Source organism: Actinomadura sp. 6K520 (genome assembly GCF_004349245.1).
GTDB lineage: Bacteria > Actinomycetota > Actinomycetes > Streptosporangiales > Streptosporangiaceae > Spirillospora.
This window is the reverse complement of the sequence record NZ_SMLC01000027.1, coordinates 36,052-61,115: the sequence shown is the minus strand read 5'-3', so window position 1 is coordinate 61,115 and position 25,064 is coordinate 36,052. Positions and strand designations below refer to the sequence as shown.

Below are 25,064 nucleotides of genomic sequence, written 5' to 3'. Positions count from 1 at the left end.
GGGCTGAGATGGATTCGGCGGCTGACGGAGGCGGGGCGCGGCGCCCGGTGGTGCTGGACGCGATGGGCGGCGACCACGGGCCAGCGGCGACGGTGCCGGGAGCCCTGGCCGCGCACCGCGACCACGGCGTCCCGGTGGTGCTCACCGGGCGGGCGGACGAGGTGGCGGACGAACTGCGCCGCCACGGCGGCGCCGGTGAGGTGGAGGTCCTGCACGCGGACGAGGTCGTGCCGATGGCCGAGCGCGGCGCGGGAGCCGCCACCCGGCGGAAGTCGAGCCTCGTGATCGGATGCGCGGCGGCGCGGCGGCGGGGCGGCTCGTTCGTTTCGGCCGGGTCCACCGGCGCCGTGGTGACGTGCGCGGTGCGGGCGTTCGCGCGGCGGGCGGGCGTGCTGCGTCCGGCGCTGGCCGTGGCGCTGCCGACGCTGACCGGTTCGACCGTGCTGGTCGACGCGGGCGGGACGTCGGACCCGACCCCGGAGATGCTCGCGCAGTTCGCCCTGCTGGGTGCCGCGTACGCGAGGAACGTCCTCGGCGTGCCCGACCCATCGGTGGGCCTGCTGTCCGTCGGCACCGAGCCGGGGAAGGGCAACCGGCTGGCCCGCGGCGCGGCCCGGTTGCTGCCGGGCCTGCCCGTCCGCTTCCACGGCAACGTGGAGGGACACGACGTGCTGGCAGGGACGGTCGACGTGCTCGTCACGGACGGCTTCACCGGCAACGTCGTGCTGAAGAACATCGAGGGCTGCGTCCGGACCACCCTGGAGATGGTCGCCAACGCCGGAATCGCGCCACCCGCGCGGCTCGCGGAGGTCGCGCGGCTCTACACGGCGGACACGCACGGGGGCGCCGCCCTGCTCGGCCTGAGCGGCACGGTCGTGGTGGCGCACGGCTCTTCCGGGTCGGCCGCCATCGCCCGCGCCTGCGTGGTCGCTTCCGAGCTGGGCGCGGCGGAGGAGCCCCCGCCGGTGCACGAGCCCCCGCCGGTGGCGGACCGCGCTTCCGTGGGGCCGGTCGGGTGAGGAGCTCACTCCGCGCCGCGGCGGCGCAGGGGGTCGCGGCCGTCCCAGGTCCCCTGGCTCCCGTAGGGGACGAACCGGGCGAACAGCTCCTCGCTGTACCAGTCCTCGCCGCGCACCCGCTCGATGACGGTGCGGTGCGCGTCGCCCCGGTAGGCGAACCGGGCGATGGCGGCCGCGTCCTCCCACAGCGAGAAGGTCGCCTGCCGGGCCAGCGGCCACTCCCCCACCCCGATCGAGGCGAGGCAGCCGTCCTGGCGGCGCAGGTCGAGGTCCACGCCCGCGACGGACCGGTAGAACGCCACCAGCCGCCGCGGGCGGATCGACGCCCGGGTCAGCACCGCCACCGGCCCGCCGGCGGTGTTCGCGGCGGTACCGGCGGAGGCGAACGGGTCGCGGCCGCCCCACCGGCCCCGGGAGGCGAGCGGGGCGAGCCGGACATGCCACGACTCCGCGGCCTCGTCCCGCCACCGTCCGGCCACCGGCGAGCGCGCGAGGAACTCCTCCAGCGCGGGCTCCCCGTCCCACACGGCGAACAGCGCCCAGCGGCGCAGGTCGGCGCCGAGGCTCATGGACCGGCCGCGGCCCGTGCCCAGCAGCCGCCAGAAGGGCAGCCCGGCGGTGCGGCGCAGCTCCGGCCGGTCGAACGCCATGTACCGCATGGCGTCCGCACCCGCGTACCTGATGAGGTGGAACGAGGCGATGACGCTCGGATCGGTGGCTCCCCTGCTCGTCGCGGTCATCGGCGGCTACCTGCTCGGCTCGGTGCCGGTAGCGGTGCTCGTCGGGCGCGCCCACGGCCTGGACCCGCGGGAGGCGGGCGACCGCAACCCCGGCTTCTGGAACGTCATGGAGCAGCTCGGCCGGAAGGCCGCCGTCCCCGTGTTCGCCGGGGACATGCTGAAGGGCACGGCGGCGGGCCTGGTCGGGCTGGCCGCGGGCGGGGGCTCCACGGGCACGCTCGGGACGGTGACCGGGACGAGCGTCCTGCCCGTGTACGCCGCCGTCGCAGCCGCGATGGCCGGGCACGCCTGGCCGGTGTTCGCGGGCCGGCGCGGCGGCCGTTCGATCCTCACGTTCGCCGGTGGCTTCGCCGTGATCTGCCCGCCAGCGTTCGCGCTCGGCCTCGCGCTGCTGACCGGCACGAGCCTCGCGCTGCGCTCGTTCGCCTGGGGCGCGCGCGTGGCGGTGTTCTCGCTGCCGGTGCTGCAGCTCCTCTTCGCGCCCGCCGCGCACGTCGCGGCGACCGGGGCGCTGATGTGCCTCATCGGGCTGCGCTTCGGGCAGGCCGCCGTGGCGGGGCGCCGCGCCTGACGGGCGGGCGGGCGTAGCCGCGGCCGCGCCAGGTGCGCGCCGGCCGCAGCACCGACCACGTCAGGCGCACCGCGGTCAGCGCGTCGAGGAGCGGGGACAGCGCCAGGCCCGCGCCCGGACGCGCGTAGCTGCGGCGCAGGGCCGCGAGCAGGAGCAGGCGCTGGCCGAGGAGGCCGAGGTCCAGCGGGGTCGGGCGGCCCGTCGCCAGCCGCAGCGGCGGCAGGGCCAGGGTCAGCCAGACGACCGCGAGGTCGGCGGCCAGCGCGCCGCCGGTGGTGACGTCCCGGAGCGAGATCGACCGCCCCCATTCGCGCCACACGCCGGCGGCCGAGTCGTGCATGTCGACCTCCAGCAGGGCGCCGGCGTCGCGGAAGGCGACCGTCCAGCCGTCCCGGGCGAGCAGCCGGCCCAGCGCGACGTCGTCGGTGAGGTTGCCGCGGACGCGCTCGAAGGCACCGGCCCGCAGCAGTGGCTCCTTCCGGAAGGCCATGCACTGGCCGTTGACCAGGAGCCGGTCCGGTGCCGCGGCCGGGCCGACCGGCCCGAACCGGTAGACGAGGCCGGCGAGGAACGAGGCGTGCAGGGCCTGCTCGGCGGTGCCGCCGCACACGAACCGGGGGGCGGCCGACACCAGCCGGCCGGGTGCTCGGCCGGACGTTCCGACCAGCGCGGCGAGTTCCGCGCAGAGCCCCGGTTTCGGGCGGGTGTCGGCGTCCAGCAGGACCACGATGGGGCCCGACGCGGCCGACACGCCCTGGTGCAGCGCCCACTGCTTGCCGACCCAGCCGTCCGGGAGCGGCATCCCCGGGACCACCGTGGCGCCGAGGCGCGCCGCGAGCCGTGCCGTGCCGTCGCGCGACTCGTCGTCCACGACGATCACCTCGGACACGTGGGGGTCCGCGAGGAGGGGCCGGAGGCAGCCTTCGATCCGGGCCTCCTCGTCCCGCGCGGGGATCACCACCGACACCGGCTGCGGCGGCGGTCCCGAGGCCCCGGGCACGAGCGGCGCGGGCCGGGTCCGGCCGCGCGACAGCCGCGCGGCCACCACCCCGGCGGCCACCGCCTGGCACGCGGTCAGCACCCGCAGCACGCCCTCCTCATCCCGGCCCCTCAGCTCGCCTTCGCGCCCGTCCGCGCCGGCAGGTCCGCCTCGACGAGGGCGGCGACGATCCGGCCGCCCATCGCGACCAGCGGGAGCCCGCCGCCCGGATGCGCCGACCCGCCGACCAGGTACAGCCCGCGCCGCGGCCCCCGGTTGCCGGGCCTGCGGAACGGCGCCAGCGCGCCGCGGTAGGCGGTGCCGTAGATCGCGCCGCCCGGCGCGCCGTACCGGTCGCGCAGGTCCGCGGGGGTGAACGTCTCCACGAACCGCAGCCGCCCCGACAGGTCGTGGCCGCGGCGCGCCAGCGTCTCCAGGACGTGCTCCCCGTAGGCGTCCGGGGACGCCGGCCAGCGGCCCGGATCGCCCGCGGGGACGTTGACGAGCAGCACCCAGTTCTCCGCGCCGCCGGGGGCCTGCGACGGGTCGTCCACCGCCGAGCATCCGATGTAGATCGTCGGGTCCCGGGGCGGCACCCCGCGGTCGAAGATGTCGCCGAACTCGCGCCGGTAGCCGGCCGAGAAGACGACGGAGTGGTGCGGCAGCCCCTCGGTGCGCCCCGCCACCCCGGCGAGCAGCAGGAACGCCGACGAGGACGGGCCGAGCCGGGCGAGCCGGCGCAGCCTGCGGCGATCCGGAAGCAGGCGCCCGTACAGCGCCGCGGCGTCGGCGTTCACGACCACCGCGTCGGCGCCCACCCGTTCGCCGGAGGCGAGCACCACGCCCGAGACCGCCGACCGGTCGGCGGCCACCTCCGCCACCTCGGTGCCGGTGCGGATGTCCACGCCCGCGTCGATCAGGAGGCAGGTCAGGTCGTCGGCGAGCCGGGGCAGCCCGCCCAGCACGTACCAGCCGCCGTCCCCGTGCTCGATCGCCGGGACGCAGCCGAGCGCGGCCGGCGCACGGTACGGGCTCGACCCCGCGTACGTCGCGTACCGGCCGACGTACTGGCGCAGCCGCGGGTCGCGGAAGAACCGGCGGGCCAGGCCGTCCAGCGTCCGGCCCGGCGCGACCGCGCGGAGGTCGCCGAGCCGCGCCTGCTCGGGACGGCGGCCCAGCGGCCCGGCGAAGAACGTCCGCTGGGACGCGTCCAGGCACGCCGCGGCCCACCGGTGGAAGGCCCGCCAGGAGGCCCCCTCCCCCGGCGCCAGCCGGTCGACCTCGGCCGCCATGCGGACCGGGTCGCGGTACGCGCGCAGCTCGGAGCCGTCGGCGAAGCGGTAGCGGCACAGCTCGGCCGGCTCCACCAGCTCGCGCCCGACGCCCAGCTCGCGGAAGATCCCCGGAAGCGTCAGCAGCGACGGCCCCAGCGAGAAGGTGAAGCCGTCGCGCTCGCGCTCGGCGAGCTTCCCGCCGAGCCGGTCGAGCCGCTCGTACAGCCGGACCCGGTGGCCGCCGCGCGCCAGCAGCAGCGCGGCGACCATCCCGCCGACGCCGCCGCCCACCACGATCACCTCGGCCATCGACGCCTCCACGCCAGGACGGCGCACGTCCCCATCGCGATCCCGCCGGCCACCGCGACCCCCCGGTCGGGCGGCTCGAACACCGCCGCGAACGCCAGCGTCTCCATCGCCGCCATCACCCCGTAGATCGCGACGAGCCCCCCGGGCGCCGCCGCCCCCGGCCGCCCGGCGACCAGGTCGAGCAGCACCATGACCAGCAGCGACACCACCAGCCAGCCCGCGAGATTGCTGATCGGCACGCCCCGGTACGGGCCCTCGTGCACCCAGGTCCACAGGCCCAGCCGGAGCATCTGCGGGTCCAGGAACAGGTCCCACGCCGTCAGCGCGAACGCCCCGGCCGCCCAGCGCCCGGGCCCGCTCTCCGGGACGATCGCGGTGGCGACCGCGTGCGCGGCCAGCCCCATGCCGCCCCAGGCCAGCGCCACGATCACCGGCACCCCGCCCAGCTGGGGCCGGAGCAGCGACGTGTAGGAGTACTCCCCGAACGGGACGCCCGCGCGGACGCCGATCCACTCCGCCGCGTACCCCGCGCCCGACGCGGCGCCGAAGGCTCCCAGCGCGCGGCCGGCCCCGTCCCGCCCGGCGAGGAACGCCACGGCGCTCGACGCCAGCAGCACCACGACGACGCTCGTCAGCCGGATCGGTGCGGGACGCACGCCCGACAGGACCTGCGCCACCACCATCGATCCCAGCAGCCCCGCGCCGGCGAGCACCCAGGTCCGCGACCGCCGCCCGGCACCGGCCACGCGCCAGCCGGCCGCGCGCACGTGCCGGTCGAGCCATCGCCCACGCACATCCCCCATACCCGGCCTTCGCGAGAAGGCACCGCCACGGATGCACCCCTACCCGGACCGAGCGCGGGCAGCACCCGCCGGAGGCCGGGCCGCCGTCCCCGGGGTTCATGGTTCGGCCTGGTCGAGCGGGGTAGGCCACGGCGCGTCTCCCCAGGACGCCGGGCGGAACGACGAGGGCGAACATCCGGGGGGAACGCGGTGCGAGGACGTTGGCTGTGGCGCGCGCGTGCGGTGCGCTGGCCCGCGGGCATGGGGATCGCGGCATGGCGGTGGCTGCTGCGTTCCCGCCGGACACCGCGGACCAGGCTGCACACGGAGGCGCCCATGGACGTCGACCGGATCCCGCGCCACGAGGGGGACAGGGTGCAGGACGCGCGGCAGGGCGTGGGACCGGTCTTCCAGCGGCGGTACGTCGTCCGCATCTCCGGCAGCCCGCTGACCCCCGCGGAGCTGATCAAGCGGGTGGGCGACGACCTCAACGCCGCGACGCCGGTGGAGGTCGCCGTCTTCGACAAGATCTCGGGAGCCGCCGGGTCCCTGGAGATCGGGGACGAGTACGACGTCCACATGCCGGGCCCCTGGAACTGCCCGCTGCGGGTGGTGGAGCACGCGCCGGAGTCGTTCCGGTTCGCGACCCTGCACGGCCACCTCGAAGCCGGGGAGATCGAGTTCCGGGCGGTGCGGACCGGCGAGGGCGACCTCGTGTTCACGATCGAGTCCTGGGCGCGGAGCGGTGACCGGCTGGCGGAGCTCCTCTACGCCAGGGTGGGCATCGCGAAGGAGATGCAGCTGCACATGTGGGCGCACTTCTGCGGCCGCGTCGCCGAGCTCTCGGGCGGGCGGATGGTCGGTGACGTGGCCGTCGAGACCGAGCGGACGGACGTTCCGGGCAACGGGCGGCATCCGCTGACCCGGGTGGTCACGGCGGCCTTCACCCGGACCTTCGTCCTCGCGACCCGGCTGCGCGGCGACCGGCCGCTGCACCCCGAAGGGCTCGTGTTCGACGCGACGCTGAGCCTGAACGGGACCGGCCAGTACTGGGGCGTCCCCTTCCTGGACGACGCCGCGGAGGTGCGGGGACACGCCCGCCTTTCCCGGGCGGTGGGACTGCCGACGGCGCTGCCGGACATCCTGGGCCTGGCGCTGCGCTGGCCGCAGGCGGACGTCCCCGACGGGTCGACCGCCGAACTGCTGCTGGCCACGACCGGACGTTCCGTGCTCGGCCGCCGCCTGCTGCGCCCCATGACCAGGTGGAGCCCCGCCTTCTACGGTTCACTGCTCGCCTACCGGGTCGGTGACCGGAAGGTCCTGCTCGGCGCGGTCGGGCAGTGGGAGCCCGCCGTCCCGGCGCGCCTGGAGGCGCTCGCGCACGCGGTGGACGAGCGGCCGCTGCGGTTCGACCTCGTGGTGGCGACCGAGTTCGGCCCCTGGGAGCGGTTCGGGGAACTGCGGCTCACGGGACCGGCCCGGGGCGACGACCAGCAGCCCATGCGCTTCAATCCGGCCCTGCACCCCATCCGCGAACTGGCTCCCACGGGCCTGCTGCAGCAGGTGCGCGGCCCCACCTACGCCGCCGTCCAGGCCACCGCACGCCGAGCACGGCAGGCCCGGGAGCGGCGCCCCGCACGCGACCGGCGGCCGGTGAAGTCGTCGCGATGAGACGGAGCCGGCTCGCCCAGCGGCGGATGCGGCGGTTGCACGGCGAACTGCCGAGGCGTCCCCTCAACTTCGATCCGGGGCGGTACGACATGCACCGCCCGCAACGCGGCTGGCACGTCGACGACTACCGGCAGCCGCTGCCGTCCGAGCCGCCCGGCCCGCCGGTCCCCGGGGGGAGCTGGGAGACCGCCCGCCGTCTCGTCCAGGACTACCAGTACGCGGATCCGGCCATCATCCGGAGGATCCGCCACTCGGGCCCGCCCGGGCCGGGCCGCGACATGCTCCTCGAAGCCCGGTTCTACGGGCTGCGCTTCCACCTCGGGCTGCGCGTCGGAAGCGTCGTCGACGGCGTCGTCGAGCAGGACGGACGCCGGGCGAGGGTGTACGGCTGGAACTACCGGACGCTGAAGGGTCACCTCGAACGCGGCCAGATGGACCAGGAGGTCCGCAAATGGCTCGACACCGGCGAGGTGGAGTTCCACATCCACGCGTTCTCGCAGCCTTCGCCCGACCCCAACCCCATCGTGCGCCTCGGCTTCAGGGTCTTCGGACGGCACGTCCAGGTGAAGTTCTACAGGCGGGCATGCCGGCGCATGGAGGCGCTGACGAAGGCCGGGCTCGCCGTCCACCGGCCCGAGCCTCGCGAAGAGCCCCGGGAGGAACTCCGCTGACGCCGCGTCCCGGGGCTCACCGCTCGGGCTTGACGTCGCCGTCTTCCCCGCAGCCCGGCGCGCCACGGCGGGCCGGGTTCTCCCCCGGCCCGGGCGGTCCGCCGGGGGCCGGGGCCGGCTTCACTGGCGTGGCGGCGTCGCCGCTGTCGGTCCGTCCACGGAATGAGGTGTAGGGCACGCTTCCTCCTACCTGCCACCCGCCGGGCACCCCGAGGCCGGCGGTTCGTTGCCCAGTGCCCACCATGTCGCGGAACATTCGGGAACCGCACATGAATTCCCGGAGTCGCCCGCGGTAGCCGTGACGGACGTGGGTAGTCACCCCAAAACACCTGTTCACGGGGAGTGCTCATGCCTTCACAAAACGATGCCGAGCGTTACGAGTTCGCCTTCGACGAGCGGTTGCGGCGCCCGCTGTCGCTACTCGGAGTCCGCCCGGACACGTGCCATGCCCTGATCACCGCGTCCAGGCTCGTCGTCCGCTTCGGGCCCTGGACGGTGCGCTCGCCGCTGGAGAACATCGCCGGCGCCGAGGTGACCGGCCCCTACGCCGCGTGGAAGGCGGCGGGCGTGCGCATCTCGTGGGCCGACCGCGGGCTCACCCTGGGCACCAGCGCCGAGCGGGGCGTGTGCATCCGCTTCCACCGCCCGATTCGCGGCGCGGAGCCGACGGGCCTGCTGCGCCACCCCGGGCTGACCCTCACCCTCGCCGACTCCCCGGCGGCGGCGCGGCGGCTGGAGGAGATCGCGTCCGCCCTGCACCGCCAGGCCGCGGTGACGGCCGGCCGGGACGCCGGTCGTTAGAGCGGGGCCTCGCCGGGTAGCAGCGCCGTGCAGGGGAAGCGCCGGCGACCCATTCGATCTAGGGGGCGGAGATGACGACTCCGGAGGAGAACGCACCGAAGACCGACGACACCGACCAGGTCGTCATGAAGCCGGGCGGGCATCCCGACCGGGACCCGGACCAGGAGCGCGGCCGGCGGCCCGATACCCGCACGGAACTCGGTGCCGAGCTGGAGGACAGGATGTCGGAGAAGGGGCTGTCCCGCGACGACTTCTCCGAGTCCTGACGGGCGTCTTCTCCGAGTCCTGACGGGCGTCCCGCTCAGCCCGGCTTGAGCGGGACGCGCCAGACCAGGACGGTGCCGCCGCCGGGCCGGTCCCGGGTGGAGAAGCCGCCGCCCAGCCCCTTGGCGCGGTCGGCCATGTTGCGCAGGCCGCTGCGGCGGCCGCCCTCGGGGATGCCGGCTCCGTCGTCCTCGACGCGGAGGGTCAGGTCCTCGTCGCCGACGTCGATCACCACGGCGGTCTCGGTGGCGTCGGCGTGCCTGGCCACGTTCGAGAGGGCCTCCCGGACGACGGCCAGGAGGTGCTCGCCGGACGCGTCGTCCACGGCGGTGTCCAGAAGACCGTCCAGCCGGACCGACGGCGCGAACCCCAGCTGCCCGGCCGCGGCGTCCACCAGGGCGTGGACGCGGCTGCGCAGCGACTCCTCGTCGGCCGGGGCCTGCAGGGCGAAGATGGACGAGCGGATCTGCCGGATCGTGTCGTCCAGGTCGTCCACCGCCCGCTGGACCCGGACGGCCACCTCCCGCTTCTGCGTGATCTTGATGGCGGCCATCAGCGTCATCGCGGTGGCGAACAACCGCTGGATGACGGTGTCGTGCAGGTCCTTGGCGATCCGGTCGCGGTCCTCCAGCAGCGCCAGCCGTTCGGTGTCGCGGCGCCGGTCGCCCAGTTCCAGCGCGACGGCCGCCTGCGCCGCGAACGCCTCCAGGAGGCGCCGGGTCCCGTCGGTGAACGGTGCCCCGCCGGGCGGGTTGAGCACCGAGATGACGCCCCGCGCGGAGGGCCCCGTGCCCAGCGGCACCGCCACCACGGGACCGGTCATCGGCTCTCCGGACCGGACCCCGGCCTCGCGGGCGGCCTCGGCGCCGTCGTTGAGCATGAGCGACGCGCCCTCGGCGAAGACCTTCCCGACGACCGAGTGGTCCCGGGGGACGCGCAAGCCCTGGATCCGGTCGGCGCCGTCGCCGTCCGCGGCCTCGACCACGAAGCCGTCCCCGTACTCGTCGACGAGGGCCACGCTGCCGAGCACGCCGTCGGCGACCTCCCGGGCCCGTTCGGCGACGAGCGCGGTCACCTGGTGCGTGCCGACACCGGACAGGAGCGCGGTGGAGATCTCCGCCGACGCCTCCAGCCACCGCTCCCGCCGCCGCGTCTCCTCGTACAGCCGGGCGTTCTCGATCGCCACGCCCGCCGCGGTGGCCAGCGCGGTCACCACGACCTGGTCCTCGTCCTCGAACTCGCCGCCGCCGGCCTTCTCGGTCAGGTAGAGGTTGCCGAACACCTCGTCCCGCACCCGGATCGGCACCCCCAGGAACGTGCGCATCGGCGGATGGTTCGGCGGGAACCCGTGGGAGTCGGGATGCTCGCCCAGGTCGGGCAGCCGGATGGCGTGCGGCTCGCGGATCAGCAGCCCGAGGATGCCGTGCCCGTGCGGCCAGTGCCCGATCGCCTCGATCTCCTCCTCGCCCACGCCCACCGTGACGAACTGGATGAGCCGCTCCCCCTCGTCGCTGAGCACGCCGAGGGCCCCGTACCGCGCGTCGACCAGGGTCGTGGCGGCCTCGGTGATGCGCCGCAGCACCGTCTCCAGCTCCAGGTCACTGCCGATGGAGACCACGGCCTCCAGCAGCGCGTGCACCCGGTCGCGCGTGGCGCGGGCGGTCTCCAGCCGCGCCTGCAGCTCGATCAGCAGATCATCGAGTTGGAGCTGCGGCAGGATCAGCTTCGCCCGATCCGCACCGGAACGAGATTCGTCAGCCACACGGCCAGTATCCCCGCAACTGTCAATCGACGGCCGCGGGGGACCTTCGTCCTCCCCGCGCGGGACGTCCGAGCGATGCGTCGCCGAACGTCCGGCGGGTACCTTGTGATCCGTCACCATCGAGGAGAAGGAAGATCCGATGCCGGACGCGGGCGACACGAAGCCGATCAGGGTGTTCCTGCTGGACGACCACGAGGTCGTGCGGCGCGGGGTCGCGGCCCTGCTGTCCGCGGAGGACGACATCGAGATCGCCGGGGAGGCCGGCACGGCCGAGCAGGCCCTCGCCCGCATCCCCGCCGCCCGGCCCGACGTGGCCGTCCTGGACGTCCGGCTGCCCGACGGCGACGGCGTGAGCGTCTGCCGCGAGCTGCGGTCCCAGATGCCCGGCCTGGCCTGCCTGATGCTGACCTCCTACGACGACGAGGACGCGCTCTTCGAGGCGGTGATGGCCGGGGCCGCCGGCTACGTCCTCAAGCAGATCCACGGCTCCGACCTGGTCGGCGCCGTCCGCACGGTCGCCACCGGGCAGTCGCTCCTCGACCCCCGCTCGACCGCCCGCATGCTGCAGCGCCTGCGCGAACGCCAGGAGAAGAAGGACCCCCTCAAGGGGCTGACCGAGCAGGAACGCCACATCCTGGAGCTGATCGGGGAGGGGCTGACGAACCGGCAGATCGGCGAGCGGATGTTCCTGGCGGAGAAGACGGTGAAGAACTACATCTCCAACCTGTTCGCCAAGCTCGGGATGAGCCGCCGCACACAGGCCGCCGCGCTCGCCGCCCAGCTCAAGGCGGACGCCGCGAAGCCGAAGGGGACGTGGGAGTGAAACCGGCCAGGGGACGTTCGCCGGGACCAACGTCCCTGACCGTCCGTCACCCGGTCCAGAAGACTGTTGACATGCACCTCGACCAGAGCGGTCTGGAAATCCTCGACCGGGACGAATGCCTCGCGCTGCTCTCGCGCGCCGCCATCGGGCGGATCGTGTTCACGCACCAGGCGCTCCCGGCGGTCCAGCCGGTCAACTTCGTGTTCGACGGCACGAACATCGTGATCAAGGTGTCCCGGACCTCGCGGCTCGCCACCGCCGCCGCCGGCACGATCGTCGCGTTCGAGGTCGACGAGTTCGATATCGCGGCCCGGACGGGCTGGTCGGTGGTCGCGGTCGGCCCCGCCCGGCACGTCACCGACCCGGACGAGCTGCGGACCCTCGACCGGCTCCCGCTGCGGACCTGGGCGCCCGTCGAACGCGACCGCTACATCTGCCTGCGCCCCGAGCTCCTCACCGGACGCCGCGTCCCCACGCGGGACCTGCCCAGGGGTGCCGCGAGCGCGTCCGCATGACGGACGCCGCGGCACCGCACGGCCTGCCCCCGGACGAGGTGGCCCGCGCCCTCGACACCGACCCCGCACGCGGTCTCCCCGCCGCCGAGGCGGCCGGGAGGCTGGCGCGGGAGGGGCCGAACACGCTCCCGGCCGCCGCGGGCCGCGGCGCGGTGCTGCGGTTCCTGGCGCAGTTCAACAGCCCGCTGATCTACGTGCTCCTCGGCGCGGCCGGGGTGACGGCCCTGCTGGGCGAGCACGTGGACGCGCTGGTGATCCTCGGCGTCGTCATCGTGAACGCGGTGGTCGGGTTCGTCCAGGAGTCCCGTGCCGAGAAGGCGCTCGACGCGCTCGCCGTTCTCGCCCAGACCACCGCCACCGTGCTCCGGGACGGGGGGCGCCGGAGCGTGCCCGCGTCCGAGCTCGTCCGCGGCGACCTGGTCGAGCTCGCCGCCGGCGACAAGGTCCCCGCCGACCTGCGGCTGCTGCGCACCGACGAGCTGGCCGCCGACGAGTCGGCGCTGACCGGCGAGTCGGTGCCGGTCACCAAGGACCCCGCCGCCACGCCCGGGGTCGAACTCGGCGACCGCACCGGCATGGCGTTCTCCGGCACGCTGGTGACGCGCGGCCAGGGCACGGGCGTCGTCGTGGCCACGGGGGCGCGCACCGAACTCGGCGACATCCACCGCCTCATGCGCGGTACCCGGGCGGTCCAGACGCCGCTCACCCGCAAGATCACCCAGTTCAGCAAGATCGTCACGGTGGGGATTCTCGTGCTGGCCGCCGCGACGTTCCTGCTCGGCGTGGCGCGCGGGCGCGGGACGACGGAGATGCTGACCGCCGCGGTCGCGCTCGCCGTCGGCGCGATCCCCGAGGGGCTGCCGGCCGTCATGACGGTCACGCTCGCGCTGGGCGTGGCGCGGATGGCCCGCCGCGGCGCGATCGTCCGGCACCTGCCGGCCGTCGAGACCCTCGGCGGGACCACGGTCATCTGCACGGACAAGACCGGCACCCTCACCCGCAACCAGATGACGGTGACCGCCGTCGTCGCCGGAGGCCGCGAGTACACGGTCACCGGCACCGGCTACGCCCCCGAAGGGGCCGTGCACGCCGGGGGCGAGCCGGTCGAGCCGGCCGGGCATCCCGTGCTGCGCGACCTCCTCACGGCCGGCCTCGCCTGCAATGACGCGGAACTCGTCCGGCGGGACGAGGGCTGGCAGGTGGCGGGCGACCCGACCGAGGGCGCGCTGGTGACGAGCGCGGCCAAGGCGGGCGTCGACACCGTCCCCGAGCGGCTCGCCACGCTGCCGTTCAACGGCGAGCGCCGCTTCATGGCCACCCTCCACACGGACGGGGTCGTCCACGTGAAGGGGCCCGTCGAGCGGATCCTGGAGCTGTGCGACGACCAGGCGGGCCCGGACGGCGAGCCCGCGCCCCTCGACAAGGACGGCGCCGTCGCCCGCGCCGAGGCGTTCGGCGCGGAGGCGCTGCGCGTCCTCGCCTTCGCCCGCGCGCACACCACGGCCACCGGCCTGGACGAGCTTCCCCGGCTGACCTTCCTCGGGCTGCAGGCGATGATCGACCCGCCCCGGACGGAGGCCGCGCGGGCCGTCCAGCGCTGCCACCAGGCCGGCGTCGACGTCAAGATGATCACCGGTGACCATGCCGCGACCGCCCGCGCGGTCGGCGCCCGCGTGGGCCTGGAGGGCGAGGTGATGACGGGCGCGGAACTCGGCGCCGGCGTCCCGCCGGAGCGAATCCGCGCCACCACCGTGTTCGCCCGCGTGTCGCCCGAGCAGAAGCTGCGGCTCGTCCGGGCCCTCCAGGACGGCGGTCACGTCGTCGCCATGACCGGCGACGGCGTCAACGACGCCCCGGCGCTCAAGCAGGCCGACATCGGTGTCGCGATGGGCCGCACCGGCACCGACGTCGCCAAGGAGTCCGCCGACATGGTCCTCACCGACGACGACTTCGCCTCCATCGAGAAGGCCGTCGAGGAGGGGCGCGGCGTCTTCGACAACCTGGTGAAGTTCATCGTGTGGGCGCTGCCCGCCAACATCGGGCTCGGCCTGGTGCTCGTCGCCGCGATCGTCGTGAACACCGAGCTGCCGATCCTGCCGCTGCAGGTGCTGTGGCTGAACATGACCGCGATCCTGGTGCTCGGCCTGCCGTTCGCGGTGGAGCCCAGGGACGACGCCATCATGCGCCGCCCGCCGCGCGACCCGTCCCTGCCGCTGATCACCCGCGCGATGACGACCCGGATCCTGGTGGTCTCGGCGGTCCTGCTCGCGGGCGCGTTCGGGCTGCAGGACTGGGAGCGGGCGAACGGCGCGTCCCCGGAGGCCGCGCAGACCATCGTGGTCAACGTGTTCGCGCTGACGCTCCTGACCTACATGTTCAACTGCCTCTCCCTGGACCGCCCGCTCCTGTGGCGAGGCGTCCGCCGGAACCCGTGGGTCGGCGTCAGCGCCCTGGCCCTCGTCGTGATCCAGCTCGTGTACACCTACACGCCGGCGATGAACGACGTCTTCGGGTCCGCCCCGCTCGACCCGGCCCACTGGCTGCGGATCGCCGCGGTGGCCGTCCTGTCCTACGCGCTCCTCGAACTGGTCAAACTCGTCCAGCGCGCCCTCTCGACCGCGTCGAGCCGTTCGGCCATCACCTCCGCGAACCGGCGCGTCAGCTCGTAGCCGAGGGACGGGTCGACCGCGCACAGGGTGCGGACGAGGCGCCCGTCGAACTCGACGGCGTCGACCGGCGTGCTCGCGACCGCGCCGAACCGCCACTCGTGCGGGCGGCACAACCAGGACCACCCCAGCACCGAGCCGGGGCCGAGCGTGTCGATGACGGTCGTCCCCCGCTCGGGCAGCCACAGGTCGATCGCGACCACGCCGCGGCGGACGAGCCAGAACCGCTCCGCCGGAGCGGACTCGGCGACGATGCGCCGGCCCGCCTCGATCCGCGTGGCGCGCGCCGCGGTCGCCAGCCGGGCCAGGTCCTGGCCGCGCATGCCTCGCAGGAACGGCTCCCGGCCCAGCTCCGCGACGGTTATCGTCTGCACCGCCACCACCCCCTTCACTCCTTCGAGAGTCGCGGGTGGCGGCACCGGATCTCAGGGGCGAAGGTCCCCGTGCTGAGGGCCGGTGGTGAGGGCCGGTGGGAGGGGCCGCCGCGCCCGGGACCTTCGTCCGGAGATCGGGGGCCTCCGGCCACCGGCTCCCCGTCCGCCGGCTGGTTGACTGGGCGTCGAGGACCTTTACCGACGGGACGGAGATGCCGGAGTGCATGGGATGAACGCCGCGGCCGTGAGCGAGACGCACATCGGCGTCGTCTTCTTCGTGGGCGACCGGGCGTACAAGCTCAAGAAGCCGGTCGACCTCGGGTTCCTCGACTTCAGCACGCGCGAGCTACGGGAAAGGGCGTGCCACGACGAGGTCCGGCTCAACCGGCGTTTCGCGCCCGACGTCTACCTCGGGGTCTCCGACGTGCACGACCCCGACGGCGAGGTCTGCGAACACCTGGTCGTGATGCGGCGGATGCCCGCCGACCGGCGCCTGGCCCGGCTCGTGGCGGCGGGCGAACCGGTCGAGGACGCGCTCCGCGACACCGCCCGCATCCTGGCCGCCTGGCACGCCGAGGCGCCGCGCGGGCCCGAGGTCGCCGCGCAGGGCACCCGTGACGCGATCCGCGGCCGCTGGAACGACAGCTTCGAGCAGGTGCGCCCCTTCCACGGCCGCGCCATCGACGGGGCGGCGGCCACGGAGATCGAGGACCTCACCGCCGCCTTCCTCGCCGGCCGGGCGGAGCTGTTCGACGCGCGCATCGCCGACGGGCGCGTGGTCGACGGGCACGGCGACCTGCTGACCGGCGACGTGTTCTGCCTGGACGACGGCCCGCGCATCCTCGACTGCCTGGAGTTCGACGCGAAACTGCGCAGCGTGGACGGTCTCGACGACGCCTCGTTCCTGGCCATGGACCTGGAACGCCTCGGCGCCCCGCACCTCGCGCAGCGCTTCGTCGACTGGTACTCCGGGTTCGCCGCCGACCCGGCACCGCCCTCGCTGCGCCACCACTACGTCGCCTACCGGGCGTTCGTGCGCGCGAAGGTCGCCTGCCTGCGCTACGGGCAGGGCGTCCCGGAGGCGGCCGACGAGGCCCGGTCGTACACCGACGTCGCGCTGCGCCACCTGCGCGCCGGGAAGGTCGACCTCATCCTGGTGGGCGGGCTCCCCGGCACGGGGAAGACGTCCGTCGCGGGCGCGCTCGCCGACCGGCTCGGCTGCTCGCTGATCAGCAGCGACCGCGTCCGCAAGGAACTGGCGGGCCTGCCGCCCGAGGAGTCCGCCGCCGCCCCGTACGGCACCGGCATCTACACCCCGGAGTGGAGCAGGCGCACCTACCGCGAGCTGGCCGAGCGCGCCGGCCGGCTGCTCCGGCTCGGCGAGACGGTCGTCCTCGACGCGTCGTGGTCGGCCAAGGAGGACCGGGACCTGCTCGCCGCCGTCGCGGACCGCGAGCACGCGCAGCTGACGGCCCTCCGCTGCGCGGCTCCCGCATCCGTCACCGCCGAGCGGATGCGCGTCCGCGCCCGGCGGCGGAGCACCTCCGACGCGGACGCCGGCATCGCCGCCGCCATGCGCGCGGAGGCGGCCCCGTGGCCGGAGTCCGCCGGGATCGACACCGGCGGGGCGCTGGAGGACGCCGTGGCGCAGGCCCTCGCCGTCGTCCGGCCGGCGGGCGCCGAACACGTCTGGCACCGCCGCCCGCTGCTGTCCCCGGGCTGAGAGACTCGCGGAAGACACCGGTCGGCGCGGCGCCGGCGCGGCGGAACACATGGGGAGGGTCCATCGATGCGGGTGATCTCGGAGCGGCAGCTCGGCGCCGTCCTGTCCGGGCTGCCGGGCCGGCCGAGGGTCGTGGCCGGGGGCAACTTCGCCGCGCCGGCGCGGGCGCTGGCGGTCCTGGACGAGGCGCTCGCCGAGTACCGGCTGTTCATGCTCAACGGCCAGGGCGGCCTGCCCGACCGGGACGGGGTCGAGCTGGAGACCCCGTTCGTCGGCGTCGGGATGCGGGGCCGGAGCGGCCTGCGGTACTACCCGTCGCGGCTGTCGCTCGTCCCCAACCTGCTCAAGGACCTGCTCCCGCCGGACGTGGTGGTGATGCAGACGTCCGTGCCCTCGGGCGGGACGGTCTCGCTCGGTATCGAGGTCAACATCCTGCCCGCCGCCATCGAGGCCGTCCGGGAGCGCGGCGGGCTGGTGATCGCCCAGCTCAACCCCCGGATGCCCTACACCTACGGCGACGCCGTCCTCCCCCTCGACGAGATCGACTACGCCATCGAGTCCGACGAGCCGCTCGCCACGCCCGTGCCGAGGCCGCCCGGTGCGGTCGCGCGGGAGATCGGCGGGCGGGTCGCCGGCCTCGTCCCCGAGCACGCGACACTGCAGCTGGGGATCGGGGGCGTCCCCGACGCGGTGCTGGCCTCGCTGCTGGAGCGCAGGGGCCTCGGCGTGTGGTCGGAGATGTTCAGCGACGGCGTCCTCGCCCTGGAGAAGGCGGGGGCGCTCGACACCACCACGCCCATCACCGCCTCGTTCGTCTTCGGCAGCCACGAGCTGTACGACTGGGTCGACCACAACGAGCGCGTCCGGATGCTGCGCACCGAGAAGACCAACGACCCCAGCCTGATCGCCCGCAAGCCCCGGATGGTGTCGGTGAACTCCGCCCTCCAGGTCGACCTGTTCGCCCAGGCGAACGCCAGCCGGGTCCGCGGGGCCATCTACTCCGGGTTCGGCGGCCAGACCGACTTCGTCGTCGGCGCCCTGCACTCCCCCGGCGGGCGCGCCGTCATCGCGCTGCCCTCCTGGCACCCCCGCGCGGACGTCTCCACCGTCATCCCGCGCCTGGCCGGTCCCGTCACCTCGTTCCAGCACAGCTTCATCGTCAGCGAGCAGGGCAGCGCCGCCGTCTGGGGCCACGACGCCTCGTCCCAGGCGCAGCAGCTCGTGGACGAGGTGGCCCATCCCTCCGCCCGCGACGAACTACGCGAAGCAGGCCGCGAACTCGGCTTCCGCCTCCGCTGACCGCCGCGCCCGCGGCCCGGCCGACCGCCTTTCGCCCCCCGCCGGGAGGACCTTGGTCCCTGGGGCGGGCGGCGGCCGCAGGGGGAGCCTGTCGTTACAGCGGCAGCAGCCTGGAGGGACGCCATGCCTCACCCGTTCGAGACGTACGCCGGGGTCCGGCGGCTGGTGACCGCGGCCATCGCGGCGCCGTCGGTGCACAACACCCAGCCCTGGCGCTTCCGGCAGGCCGGTACGACGGCCCTGGAACTGCACGCCGACCCCGACCGCGCGCTGCCCGTCATCGACCCGCGCGGCCGGGCCCTGCACATCAGCTGCGGCGCCGCGCTGCTCAACCTGCGGCTGGCGCTCCGCACGAGCGGGTACGAGGCGCGCGTCCAGCCGTTCCCGGACGTCGCGCACGACCCGACCCTGCTGGCGTCCGTGCGGGCCGCGCAGGCTCCCATGCCGCCGGCCGCCATGTCAGAGCTGTACGCGGCGATCCCGCACCGGCGCACCAACCGGAGCCCGTTCGGCAAGCGCGCGGTTCCGCGGCCGGTCCGCGAGGAGATGGTCGCCGCCGCGCGGGCGGAGGGCGTCGCGCTGGGCCTGCCGGGGCCGCAGGCCACGGCCTACCTGCTCAGCCTGGTCGCGGCCGCGGACGAGCGGCTCGCCGCCGACGCCGGCTACCTCGCCGAGCTGGCCCGCTGGACGCCGGACCGCACCCGCGGCGACGGCGTCCCCCGGTACGCGTTCGGGCCGCGTCCGACCGGGCGCGGCGTGCCGGTGCGGGACTTCGGCCTCGCCGGGCCGGCGGCCGGGCGGCCGGTGGACGACTTCTCCGCACGGCCGCAGCTCGGCGTCCTGCTCACCATGGGCGACGGGCCCGCGGACTGGCTGCGGGCCGGGCAGGGCCTGCAGCGCGTCCTGCTGACCGCCACCCGGCACGGGGTGTCGGCCTCGCTGCTGTGCCAGCCGCTCGACACGCTGGGCGCGGACCGCACCGGCGCGAGCGGCCACATCCAGGCGATCATCCGGTTCGGGTACGGGCCGCCGGTCCCCGGCACGCCCCGCCGGCCGTTCCCCGAGGTGCTCACCCGGACGGCCGCCCGCGCGTCCCGCCCGGCGCCGTCGACCCCCCGCTGAGGCCATGGGACAGATCCGCGTTCCCCGCCATGACACCGCCGACCGGCCGTTCATCGTGATCTGGGAGGCGACCCGGAATGTTTGCGATAACCATCCGGCGATGTCGACGGATGGCGTTCCGAACCGCATCCCTGCTGCCGGATTAGCAGGTGGATGCCCATCCGGGGAGCCGGGCCACCCAGGGTGTTGACGCGCGGAGTGATAACGCTAACAATCGGGTGGCGAGTAAGGTCACGGTTGTGACGCGTCCCACATGGGCCTCTTGACATGGCAGTGTGACCGGTAACAGCCTGGCCCGACCACCGGCAGCCACCCCGAGGTGAGACGTGAAGCGTAGGAAGCTCGTCAGCCTGGCACTGGGCCTTGGGCTCACGCTCGGCATGACCGCGTGCGGATCGAGCGAGAAGACCGTCGACAAGGAGGCCGAGAACAAGTCGGCCAAGGGCGCCCTGGTCGGCGTGACGATGCCGACCCGCTCGTCCGAGCGCTGGATCCACGACGGCGACAACCTCAAGAAGCAGCTCGAACAGCTCGGCTACAAGGTCGACCTGCAGTACGCCGAGGACGACATCCCCACCCAGGCCAACCAGATCGACAACCAGATCACCAAGGGCGCCCGGCTACTGGTCATCGCCTCGATCGACGGCACCGCCATCACGACGCAGCTGCAGAAGGCGGCCGACCAGAACATCCCGGTGATCGCCTACGACCGGCTGATCCGCAACTCCGAGAACGTCGACTACTACGCCACCTTCGACAACCACAAGGTCGGCGTGCAGCAGGCGACGTCGCTGCTGGTCGGGCTCGGGCTGCAGAAGCCGGACGGGTCCGAGGGCGACGCGAAGGGGCCGTTCAACATCGAGTTGTTCGCCGGCTCCCCCGACGACAACAACGCGACGTTCTTCTACAACGGCGCGATGGAGACCCTGAAGCCGTACATCGACAAGGGCACCCTCGTCGTCAAGAGCGGCCAGACGGACTTCAAGACGATCGCGACGCTGCGCTGGAGCGCGGAGCGGGCGCAGAAGCGCATGGAGGACCTCATCACCCGCCACTACGGCGGCGGGACGAAGGTCCAGGGGGTCCTGTCCCCCTACGACGGCCTGTCGATCGGGATCCTGTCGGCGCTGAAGTCCAGCGGCTACGGGACGCCGGGCCAGCCGTACCCGGTCGTGACCGGCCAGGACGCGGAGGCCGCCTCGGTCAAGTCCATCATCGCGGGTGAGCAGTACTCGACGATCTTCAAGGACACGCGGCAGCTCGCCTCGGTCACGGTGAAGATGGCCGACGCCGTGCTCAAGGGCGGCAAGCCCGAGGTGAACAACACCAAGGACTACGACAACGGCGTGAAGGTCGTCCCGTCCTACCTGCTGAACCCGGTGATCGTGAACAAGGGCAACTACAAGGAGCACCTCATCGACACCGGCTACTACACCGAGGACCAGCTGAAGTAACGCGCCGGGGGCAGGCGCCCGCGGGCAGGTGCCCGCGGGTGCCCGCCGACCCCGAGGAGGAGCATGACCGACGCGATACTGCGGATGCGCGGAATCACCAAGACCTTCCCCGCGGTGAAGGCGCTCCAGGACGTCAACCTGGAGGTGCGGCGAGGCGAGATCCACGCGATCTGCGGCGAGAACGGGGCCGGCAAGTCGACCCTGATGAAGGTGCTCTCCGGCGTCTACCCGCACGGCGACTACAGCGGGGACATCGAGTTCGAGGGCGAGCCGTGCCGGTTCTCCGGAATCCGCGACAGCGAGCAGCGCGGCATCGTGATCATCCACCAGGAGCTGGCGCTCAGCCCGTACCTGTCGATCGCCGAGAACATCTACCTCGGCAACGAGCGCCGGGGCAGGTTCGGGCTCATCGACTGGAACCGGACCAACGCCGAGGCGGCGAAACTCCTGGACCGGGTCGGGCTGAAGGAGAACCCGGTGTCCGCGGCGATGGACCTCGGGGTCGGCAAGCAGCAGCTCGTGGAGATCGCCAAGGCGCTGTCGAAGCGGGTGAAGCTCCTCATCCTGGACGAGCCCACCGCCGCGCTGAACGACTCCGACTCCGCGCATCTGCTCGACCTGCTGCGCGGACTGCGCGCCGAGGGCATCACCTGCGTGATCATCTCGCACAAGCTGAACGAGATCCGGGCGGTGGCCGACTCGACCACGATCCTGCGGGACGGCCGGACGATCGAGACGCTCGACATGGCCGGCGGCGTCTCCGAGGACCGCATCATCTCCGGCATGGTCGGCCGCGACCTGGACCACCGCTTCCCCGACCGCGTCTCCGACATCGGCGACGAGGTGCTGCGCATCGAGGACTGGACCGTTCACTCGCCCACCCAGCGCGGCCGGGTCGTGGTGGAGGGCGCCGGGCTCATGCTGCGCCGCGGCGAGATCGTCGGGCTGGCGGGGCTGATGGGGGCGGGCCGGACGGAGCTGGCCATGAGCGTGTTCGGCCGCAGCTACGGGACCGGGATCAGCGGCCGGATCTACAAGGACGGCCGGGAGATCACGCTGCGGACGGTCACCGACGCGATCCGGCACGGCCTCGCGTACGCGACCGAGGACCGCAAGACCTACGGGCTGAACCTCATCGAGGACATCAAGCGCAACGTCTCGGCCGCGGGTCTGCGCGGCCTCGCCAGGGCGGGCTGGGTGGACGACAACCGCGAGTACGAGGTCGCCGAGCGGTACCGCAAGGAGATGAACATCAAGACGCCGAGCGTGCTGACGCCGGCGGGACAGCTCAGCGGTGGCAACCAGCAGAAGGTCGTGCTGTCGAAGTGGATGTTCACCGACGCCGACGTCCTGATCCTGGACGAGCCGACCCGCGGCATCGACGTGGGCGCCAAGTACGAGATCTATTCGATCATCAACCGGATGGCCGACCAGGGCCGGGCGGTGCTGATGATCTCCTCCGAGCTGCCGGAGCTGATCGGCGTGTGCGACCGCGTCTACGCCATGGCGGAGGGCCGGATCACCGGTGAGGTGAGCCGCGCGGACGCGACGCCGGAGCGGCTGATGCAGTACCTGACCCAGACCAAGGAGACCACAGCTTGACTTCCTCCCCACGCCTAAAGGCGGGGGATTCCTTCCCTTGCGGGGTGGGTTTCCTGCTTCGTCGCCGTCTGCCCGCTCGGCTTGCGCCGTTTGGGTCTTACGTCGGCTCCACAGGCGGACACCGCCAGCCCGGCGGCCAGAACGTTGCGCGCCGCGTTGACGTCGCGGTCGTGGACCGCGCCGCAATCGCAGCGCCATTCCCTCACCTGGAGGGGCATCGACTCGGTGACCGTCCCGCACGCCCCGCACAGCTTGCTGGAGGGGAACCAGCGGTCGATCACCACGAGTTCGCGGCCGTACCAGTCGGCCTTGTACTCCAGCATCGTCCGCAGTTCCCGCCACGCCGCATCCGAGATGGCGCGGGCGATCGAGTGATTCCTGACCATGTTGCGGACGTTCAGGTCCTCGATCACGACCGTTTGGTTCTCACGGACGAGCCGAGTCGACAGCTTGTGCAGGAAGTCCCGCCTGCGGTCGGTGACGCGGGCGTGGATCCGCGCGACGCGCTGCCGGGCCTTGTCACGGTTCTTCGACCCGCTGGCCTTGCGTGCCAGGTCCTTCTGCGCCCTGGCCAGGCGCTCGCGGTCACGGCGCTCGTGCCTGGGGTTGGTGACCTTCTCCCCGGTCGACAGCGTCACCAGGGACGTGACCCCGGCGTCGATGCCCACCGCCCGCTCTGCAGGGTCAAGGCGGGTGATGGCGTCCTCGCACAGCAGGGACACGAACCAGCGGCCCGCACCATCTCGCGAGACGGTGACCGTGGACGGCACGGCCCCATCGGGCAGAGGCCGCGACCACACGATCGCCAGCGGCTCGGACGTCTTCGCCAGCGTCAGACGCCCGTCGCGCCACGTGAACGCGCTGCGGGTGTACTCGGCGGACTGCCGGGACTTCTTCCGCGACTTGAAGCGGGGGTAGGCGGCGCGCTTGGCGAAGAAGTTCGCGAACGCCGTCTGCAAGTGCCTGAGCGCCTGCTGCAACGGCACCGACGACACCTCGCCCAGGAACGCCAGTTCCTCGGTGCGCTTCCAGGCGGTGAGCATCGCAGAGGTCTCCACGTAGGAGACACGGCGCTGCTCCTGATACCAGGCGCGGGTGCGTTCCTCCAGAGCCCGGTTGTACACCAGCCGCGCGCAACCGAACGTGCGGGCAATCTCCGCCGCCTGCTCGCTCGTGGGATAGAAGCGGTACCGGAAAGCCCGCTTCACCTGCCGCGCCATGCCTCACAACCTATACCCACGCCTGTGAGTCTCGCCCAAATGTTCGAAGTGACGCCCGGTATCGCGCGAGGGCATGTTTCCTCCCCGGGGCTAAAGCCCGGGGTCTCCACACTCAGGAGGTTTCGATGAGCAGCGTCGCGCCGGCCGACCAGGCAGTGACCCCGCCGCCGGCGGAGCGGCCGAAGGAGGGCCGGACACTGCCCGTCAACCTCCGGCAGAGCGGCATCTACATCGCGTTCGGGCTGATCGTCGCGCTGTTCGCGGTGCTCACCGACGGGCAGTTGCTGTCCCCGGGCAACATCAGCAACATCATCGTGCAGAACTCCTACATCCTGATCCTGTCCATCGGGATGATCCTGGTGATCATCGGCGGGCACATCGACCTGTCGGTGGGGTCGGTCGTGGCGGTGACGGGCGCCATCGCGGCCGTGCTGATGGTCGACCACAACGTGCCGTGGCCGCTGGCCGTCCTGCTGACGATGCTGGCGGGCGCCGCGATCGGCGCCTGGCAGGGATACTGGATCGCCTACTTCGGCATCCCGGCGTTCATCGTGACGCTGGCCGGGATGCTGGTGTTCCGGGCGCTGACCCTGACCGTCCTCGGCAACCAGGGCATCGGCCCGTTCCCGGACGAGGTCCGAACGATCGCCAACGGCTTCCTGTCGGGCTATCTCGGCAACATCGGGCTCGGGCCGCTGGGCGGCGCGGACCTGTTCACGCTGCTGGTGGGGCTGGCGCTGGTCGGCGGATACGTCGGCCTCGGGTGGCGGAACCGGCAGGGACGCATCGGCTACGGGCAGAAGGTCGAGCCGCTGACGGTGTTCCTGCTGAAGAACGCGCTGGCCGTCGTGGTCGTGATGTTCATGGCCGTGCAGCTCGCGCGGTTCAAGAACATGCCGTGGGTGCTCGTCCTGCTGGGCGTCCTCGTCCTCGGCTACACCCTGGTGACGAACCGGGCCGTGTTCGGCCGGCACATCTACGCGCTCGGCGGCAACCCGCTCGCGGCGCGGCTGTCCGGCATCAAGGTCAAGTCGGTGTCGTTCTGGCTGTTCGTCAACATGGGCGTGCTGGCGTCCGTCGCCGGGCTCGTGTTCGCCGGGCGGCTCAACCAGGCGGGGCCGACCGCCGGGAACATGTTCGAGCTGGACGCGATCGCCGCGGCGTTCATCGGCGGCGCAGCCGTGCAGGGCGGGGTCGGCAAGGTGATCGGCGCGATCACCGGCGGCCTGATCATGGGCGTGATCAACAACGGGATGTCGCTGCTCGGCGCGCCCAGCGAGCGGGTCATGCTGGTCAAGGGCCTGGTGCTGCTCGCGGCCGTCGCGTTCGACATCTGGGCCAAGCGGCGCGCCGGAACGGCCCGCTGACCGTGCCGCCCGCGAGGGCCGCCCGCGAGGAACGCCCGCAGGGACCGCCCAGGGGC

22 protein-coding genes are annotated in these 25,064 nt (G+C 73.6%); 15 read left to right on the top strand and 7 right to left on the bottom strand.

Annotated elements, in window-relative coordinates:
- On the top strand, window positions 1-1,019 hold a 1,019-nt coding region (locus E1289_RS10225; RefSeq protein WP_347813569.1), incomplete at its 5' end, for a phosphate acyltransferase.
- Between the two features lie 5 nt (window positions 1,020-1,024).
- Here E1289_RS10225 and E1289_RS10220 read toward each other — a convergent pair.
- Window positions 1,025-1,759 (bottom strand): spheroidene monooxygenase, encoded by a 735-nt coding sequence (locus tag E1289_RS10220; RefSeq protein WP_243712731.1) that lies wholly within the window; start codon window positions 1,757-1,759, stop codon window positions 1,025-1,027.
- Here E1289_RS10220 and E1289_RS10215 point away from each other — a divergent pair.
- Window positions 1,734-2,330 (top strand): glycerol-3-phosphate acyltransferase, encoded by a 597-nt coding sequence (locus tag E1289_RS10215; protein ID WP_131978000.1) that lies wholly within the window; start codon window positions 1,734-1,736, stop codon window positions 2,328-2,330. The genes E1289_RS10220 and E1289_RS10215 overlap by 26 nt on opposite strands.
- Here the strand turns inward: E1289_RS10215 and E1289_RS10210 are convergent.
- From E1289_RS10210 to E1289_RS10200, 3 genes are read right to left on the bottom strand one after another with little or no spacing between them, the layout of a single operon-like run.
- A complete protein-coding gene (locus E1289_RS10210) occupies window positions 2,281-3,420 on the bottom strand; it encodes a glycosyltransferase family 2 protein (protein WP_243712730.1) in 1,140 nt (379 codons plus the stop codon). The two genes, E1289_RS10215 and E1289_RS10210, sit on opposite strands and share 50 nt — an antisense overlap.
- A gap of 20 nt (window positions 3,421-3,440) precedes the next feature.
- Complete coding sequence (gene crtI / locus E1289_RS10205) at window positions 3,441-4,892, bottom strand: phytoene desaturase family protein (RefSeq protein WP_131977997.1); 1,452 nt, start codon at window positions 4,890-4,892, stop codon at window positions 3,441-3,443.
- Window positions 4,880-5,695 carry a carotenoid biosynthesis protein gene (locus E1289_RS10200; protein WP_131977994.1) on the bottom strand — a complete coding sequence of 272 codons (816 nt, stop codon included), beginning with the start codon at window positions 5,693-5,695 and terminating at the stop codon, window positions 4,880-4,882. Before E1289_RS10200 ends, crtI begins: the two co-directional genes overlap by 13 nt.
- 315 nt (window positions 5,696-6,010) lie before the next feature.
- On the opposite strand from E1289_RS10200, the gene E1289_RS10195 reads away from it, so the two are divergent.
- The 4 genes from E1289_RS10195 (at window position 6,011) to E1289_RS10180 (ending at window position 9,083) form a co-directional block, all read left to right on the top strand.
- Window positions 6,011-7,345, top strand: coding sequence for a DUF1990 family protein (locus E1289_RS10195; RefSeq protein WP_165970408.1), 1,335 nt, complete (start codon window positions 6,011-6,013; stop codon window positions 7,343-7,345).
- Window positions 7,342-8,016, top strand: a complete 675-nt coding sequence (locus E1289_RS10190) for a DUF1990 family protein (RefSeq protein ID WP_131977987.1) — start codon at window positions 7,342-7,344, stop codon at window positions 8,014-8,016. The genes E1289_RS10195 and E1289_RS10190 overlap by 4 nt, the downstream gene beginning before the upstream one ends.
- 348 nt (window positions 8,017-8,364) lie before the next feature.
- Complete coding sequence (locus E1289_RS10185; RefSeq protein WP_131977984.1) at window positions 8,365-8,817, top strand: hypothetical protein; 453 nt, start codon at window positions 8,365-8,367, stop codon at window positions 8,815-8,817.
- A gap of 71 nt (window positions 8,818-8,888) precedes the next feature.
- Window positions 8,889-9,083, top strand: coding sequence for a hypothetical protein (locus E1289_RS10180; protein ID WP_131977981.1), 195 nt, complete (start codon window positions 8,889-8,891; stop codon window positions 9,081-9,083).
- Window positions 9,084-9,118: 35 nt separating this feature from the next.
- On the opposite strand, the gene E1289_RS10175 is transcribed toward E1289_RS10180, so the two are convergent.
- The gene (locus E1289_RS10175; protein WP_131977978.1) at window positions 9,119-10,843 is read right to left on the bottom strand and encodes a GAF domain-containing sensor histidine kinase; all 1,725 of its coding nucleotides are present in this window, start codon (window positions 10,841-10,843) and stop codon (window positions 9,119-9,121) included.
- Between the two features lie 139 nt (window positions 10,844-10,982).
- On the opposite strand from E1289_RS10175, the gene E1289_RS10170 reads away from it, so the two are divergent.
- The 3 genes from E1289_RS10170 to E1289_RS10160 all read left to right on the top strand — a co-directional run bounded on the left by E1289_RS10170 (window position 10,983) and on the right by E1289_RS10160 (window position 14,850).
- A complete protein-coding gene (locus E1289_RS10170; RefSeq protein ID WP_131977975.1) occupies window positions 10,983-11,666 on the top strand; it encodes a response regulator transcription factor in 684 nt (227 codons plus the stop codon).
- 71 nt (window positions 11,667-11,737) lie between these two features.
- Window positions 11,738-12,181: a pyridoxamine 5'-phosphate oxidase family protein gene (locus E1289_RS10165; RefSeq protein WP_131977972.1), complete on the top strand. Its 444-nt coding sequence runs from the start codon at window positions 11,738-11,740 to the stop codon at window positions 12,179-12,181.
- Entirely contained in the window at window positions 12,178-14,850 is a 2,673-nt protein-coding gene (locus E1289_RS10160) for an HAD-IC family P-type ATPase (RefSeq protein ID WP_131977969.1), read from the top strand. The genes E1289_RS10165 and E1289_RS10160 overlap by 4 nt, the downstream gene beginning before the upstream one ends.
- On the opposite strand, the gene E1289_RS10155 is transcribed toward E1289_RS10160, so the two are convergent.
- Window positions 14,751-15,227 carry a Crp/Fnr family transcriptional regulator gene (locus E1289_RS10155; RefSeq protein WP_131977966.1) on the bottom strand — a complete coding sequence of 159 codons (477 nt, stop codon included), beginning with the start codon at window positions 15,225-15,227 and terminating at the stop codon, window positions 14,751-14,753. The two genes, E1289_RS10160 and E1289_RS10155, sit on opposite strands and share 100 nt — an antisense overlap.
- A gap of 223 nt (window positions 15,228-15,450) precedes the next feature.
- Between E1289_RS10155 and E1289_RS10150 the strand changes: the two genes are divergently transcribed.
- From E1289_RS10150 to mmsA, 5 genes are all read left to right on the top strand, one after another.
- The gene (locus E1289_RS10150) at window positions 15,451-16,944 is read left to right on the top strand and encodes an AAA family ATPase (RefSeq protein ID WP_131977963.1); all 1,494 of its coding nucleotides are present in this window, start codon (window positions 15,451-15,453) and stop codon (window positions 16,942-16,944) included.
- A 66-nt stretch (window positions 16,945-17,010) separates the two neighbouring features.
- Window positions 17,011-18,243, top strand: a complete 1,233-nt coding sequence (locus E1289_RS10145) for an acetyl-CoA hydrolase/transferase C-terminal domain-containing protein (protein WP_131977960.1) — start codon at window positions 17,011-17,013, stop codon at window positions 18,241-18,243.
- A 123-nt stretch (window positions 18,244-18,366) separates the two neighbouring features.
- On the top strand, window positions 18,367-19,365 hold the full coding sequence (locus tag E1289_RS10140) for a hypothetical protein (RefSeq protein ID WP_131977957.1): 999 nt from the start codon (window positions 18,367-18,369) through the stop codon (window positions 19,363-19,365).
- Window positions 19,366-19,691: 326 nt separating this feature from the next.
- Window positions 19,692-20,819 (top strand): multiple monosaccharide ABC transporter substrate-binding protein, encoded by a 1,128-nt coding sequence (gene chvE, locus E1289_RS10135; protein ID WP_279487223.1) that lies wholly within the window; start codon window positions 19,692-19,694, stop codon window positions 20,817-20,819.
- A gap of 63 nt (window positions 20,820-20,882) precedes the next feature.
- Window positions 20,883-22,421: a multiple monosaccharide ABC transporter ATP-binding protein gene (mmsA, locus tag E1289_RS10130; protein WP_131977954.1), complete on the top strand. Its 1,539-nt coding sequence runs from the start codon at window positions 20,883-20,885 to the stop codon at window positions 22,419-22,421.
- Between the two features lie 14 nt (window positions 22,422-22,435).
- On the opposite strand, the gene E1289_RS10125 is transcribed toward mmsA, so the two are convergent.
- On the bottom strand, window positions 22,436-23,641 hold the full coding sequence (locus tag E1289_RS10125; protein WP_131977951.1) for an RNA-guided endonuclease TnpB family protein: 1,206 nt from the start codon (window positions 23,639-23,641) through the stop codon (window positions 22,436-22,438).
- Between the two features lie 125 nt (window positions 23,642-23,766).
- On the opposite strand from E1289_RS10125, the gene mmsB reads away from it, so the two are divergent.
- Window positions 23,767-25,008 carry a multiple monosaccharide ABC transporter permease gene (gene mmsB / locus E1289_RS10120; RefSeq protein WP_131977948.1) on the top strand — a complete coding sequence of 414 codons (1,242 nt, stop codon included), beginning with the start codon at window positions 23,767-23,769 and terminating at the stop codon, window positions 25,006-25,008.
- Window positions 25,009-25,064 lie beyond the last annotated feature (56 nt).

Bases quoted from the DNA above. Each gene is read 5' to 3' on its own strand.
- E1289_RS10200 (WP_131977994.1), bottom strand. From the start codon at position 5,695: ATGGGGGATGTGCGTGGGCGATGGCTCGACCGGCACGTGCGCGCGGCC.
- mmsB (WP_131977948.1), top strand. From the start codon at position 23,767: ATGAGCAGCGTCGCGCCGGCCGACCAGGCAGTGACCCCGCCGCCGGCG.
- E1289_RS10190 (WP_131977987.1), top strand. From the start codon at position 7,342: ATGAGACGGAGCCGGCTCGCCCAGCGGCGGATGCGGCGGTTGCACGGC.
- E1289_RS10195 (WP_165970408.1), top strand. From the start codon at position 6,011: ATGGACGTCGACCGGATCCCGCGCCACGAGGGGGACAGGGTGCAGGAC.
- E1289_RS10150 (WP_131977963.1), top strand. From the start codon at position 15,451: ATGAACGCCGCGGCCGTGAGCGAGACGCACATCGGCGTCGTCTTCTTC.
- E1289_RS10160 (WP_131977969.1), top strand. From the start codon at position 12,178: ATGACGGACGCCGCGGCACCGCACGGCCTGCCCCCGGACGAGGTGGCC.
- E1289_RS10125 (WP_131977951.1), bottom strand. From the start codon at position 23,641: ATGGCGCGGCAGGTGAAGCGGGCTTTCCGGTACCGCTTCTATCCCACG.
- E1289_RS10165 (WP_131977972.1), top strand. From the start codon at position 11,738: ATGCACCTCGACCAGAGCGGTCTGGAAATCCTCGACCGGGACGAATGC.
- mmsA (WP_131977954.1), top strand. From the start codon at position 20,883: ATGACCGACGCGATACTGCGGATGCGCGGAATCACCAAGACCTTCCCC.
- E1289_RS10145 (WP_131977960.1), top strand. From the start codon at position 17,011: ATGCGGGTGATCTCGGAGCGGCAGCTCGGCGCCGTCCTGTCCGGGCTG.
- E1289_RS10170 (WP_131977975.1), top strand. From the start codon at position 10,983: ATGCCGGACGCGGGCGACACGAAGCCGATCAGGGTGTTCCTGCTGGAC.
- E1289_RS10220 (WP_243712731.1), bottom strand. From the start codon at position 1,759: ATGACCGCGACGAGCAGGGGAGCCACCGATCCGAGCGTCATCGCCTCG.
- E1289_RS10185 (WP_131977984.1), top strand. From the start codon at position 8,365: ATGCCTTCACAAAACGATGCCGAGCGTTACGAGTTCGCCTTCGACGAG.
- crtI (WP_131977997.1), bottom strand. From the start codon at position 4,892: ATGGCCGAGGTGATCGTGGTGGGCGGCGGCGTCGGCGGGATGGTCGCC.
- E1289_RS10180 (WP_131977981.1), top strand. From the start codon at position 8,889: ATGACGACTCCGGAGGAGAACGCACCGAAGACCGACGACACCGACCAG.
- E1289_RS10140 (WP_131977957.1), top strand. From the start codon at position 18,367: ATGCCTCACCCGTTCGAGACGTACGCCGGGGTCCGGCGGCTGGTGACC.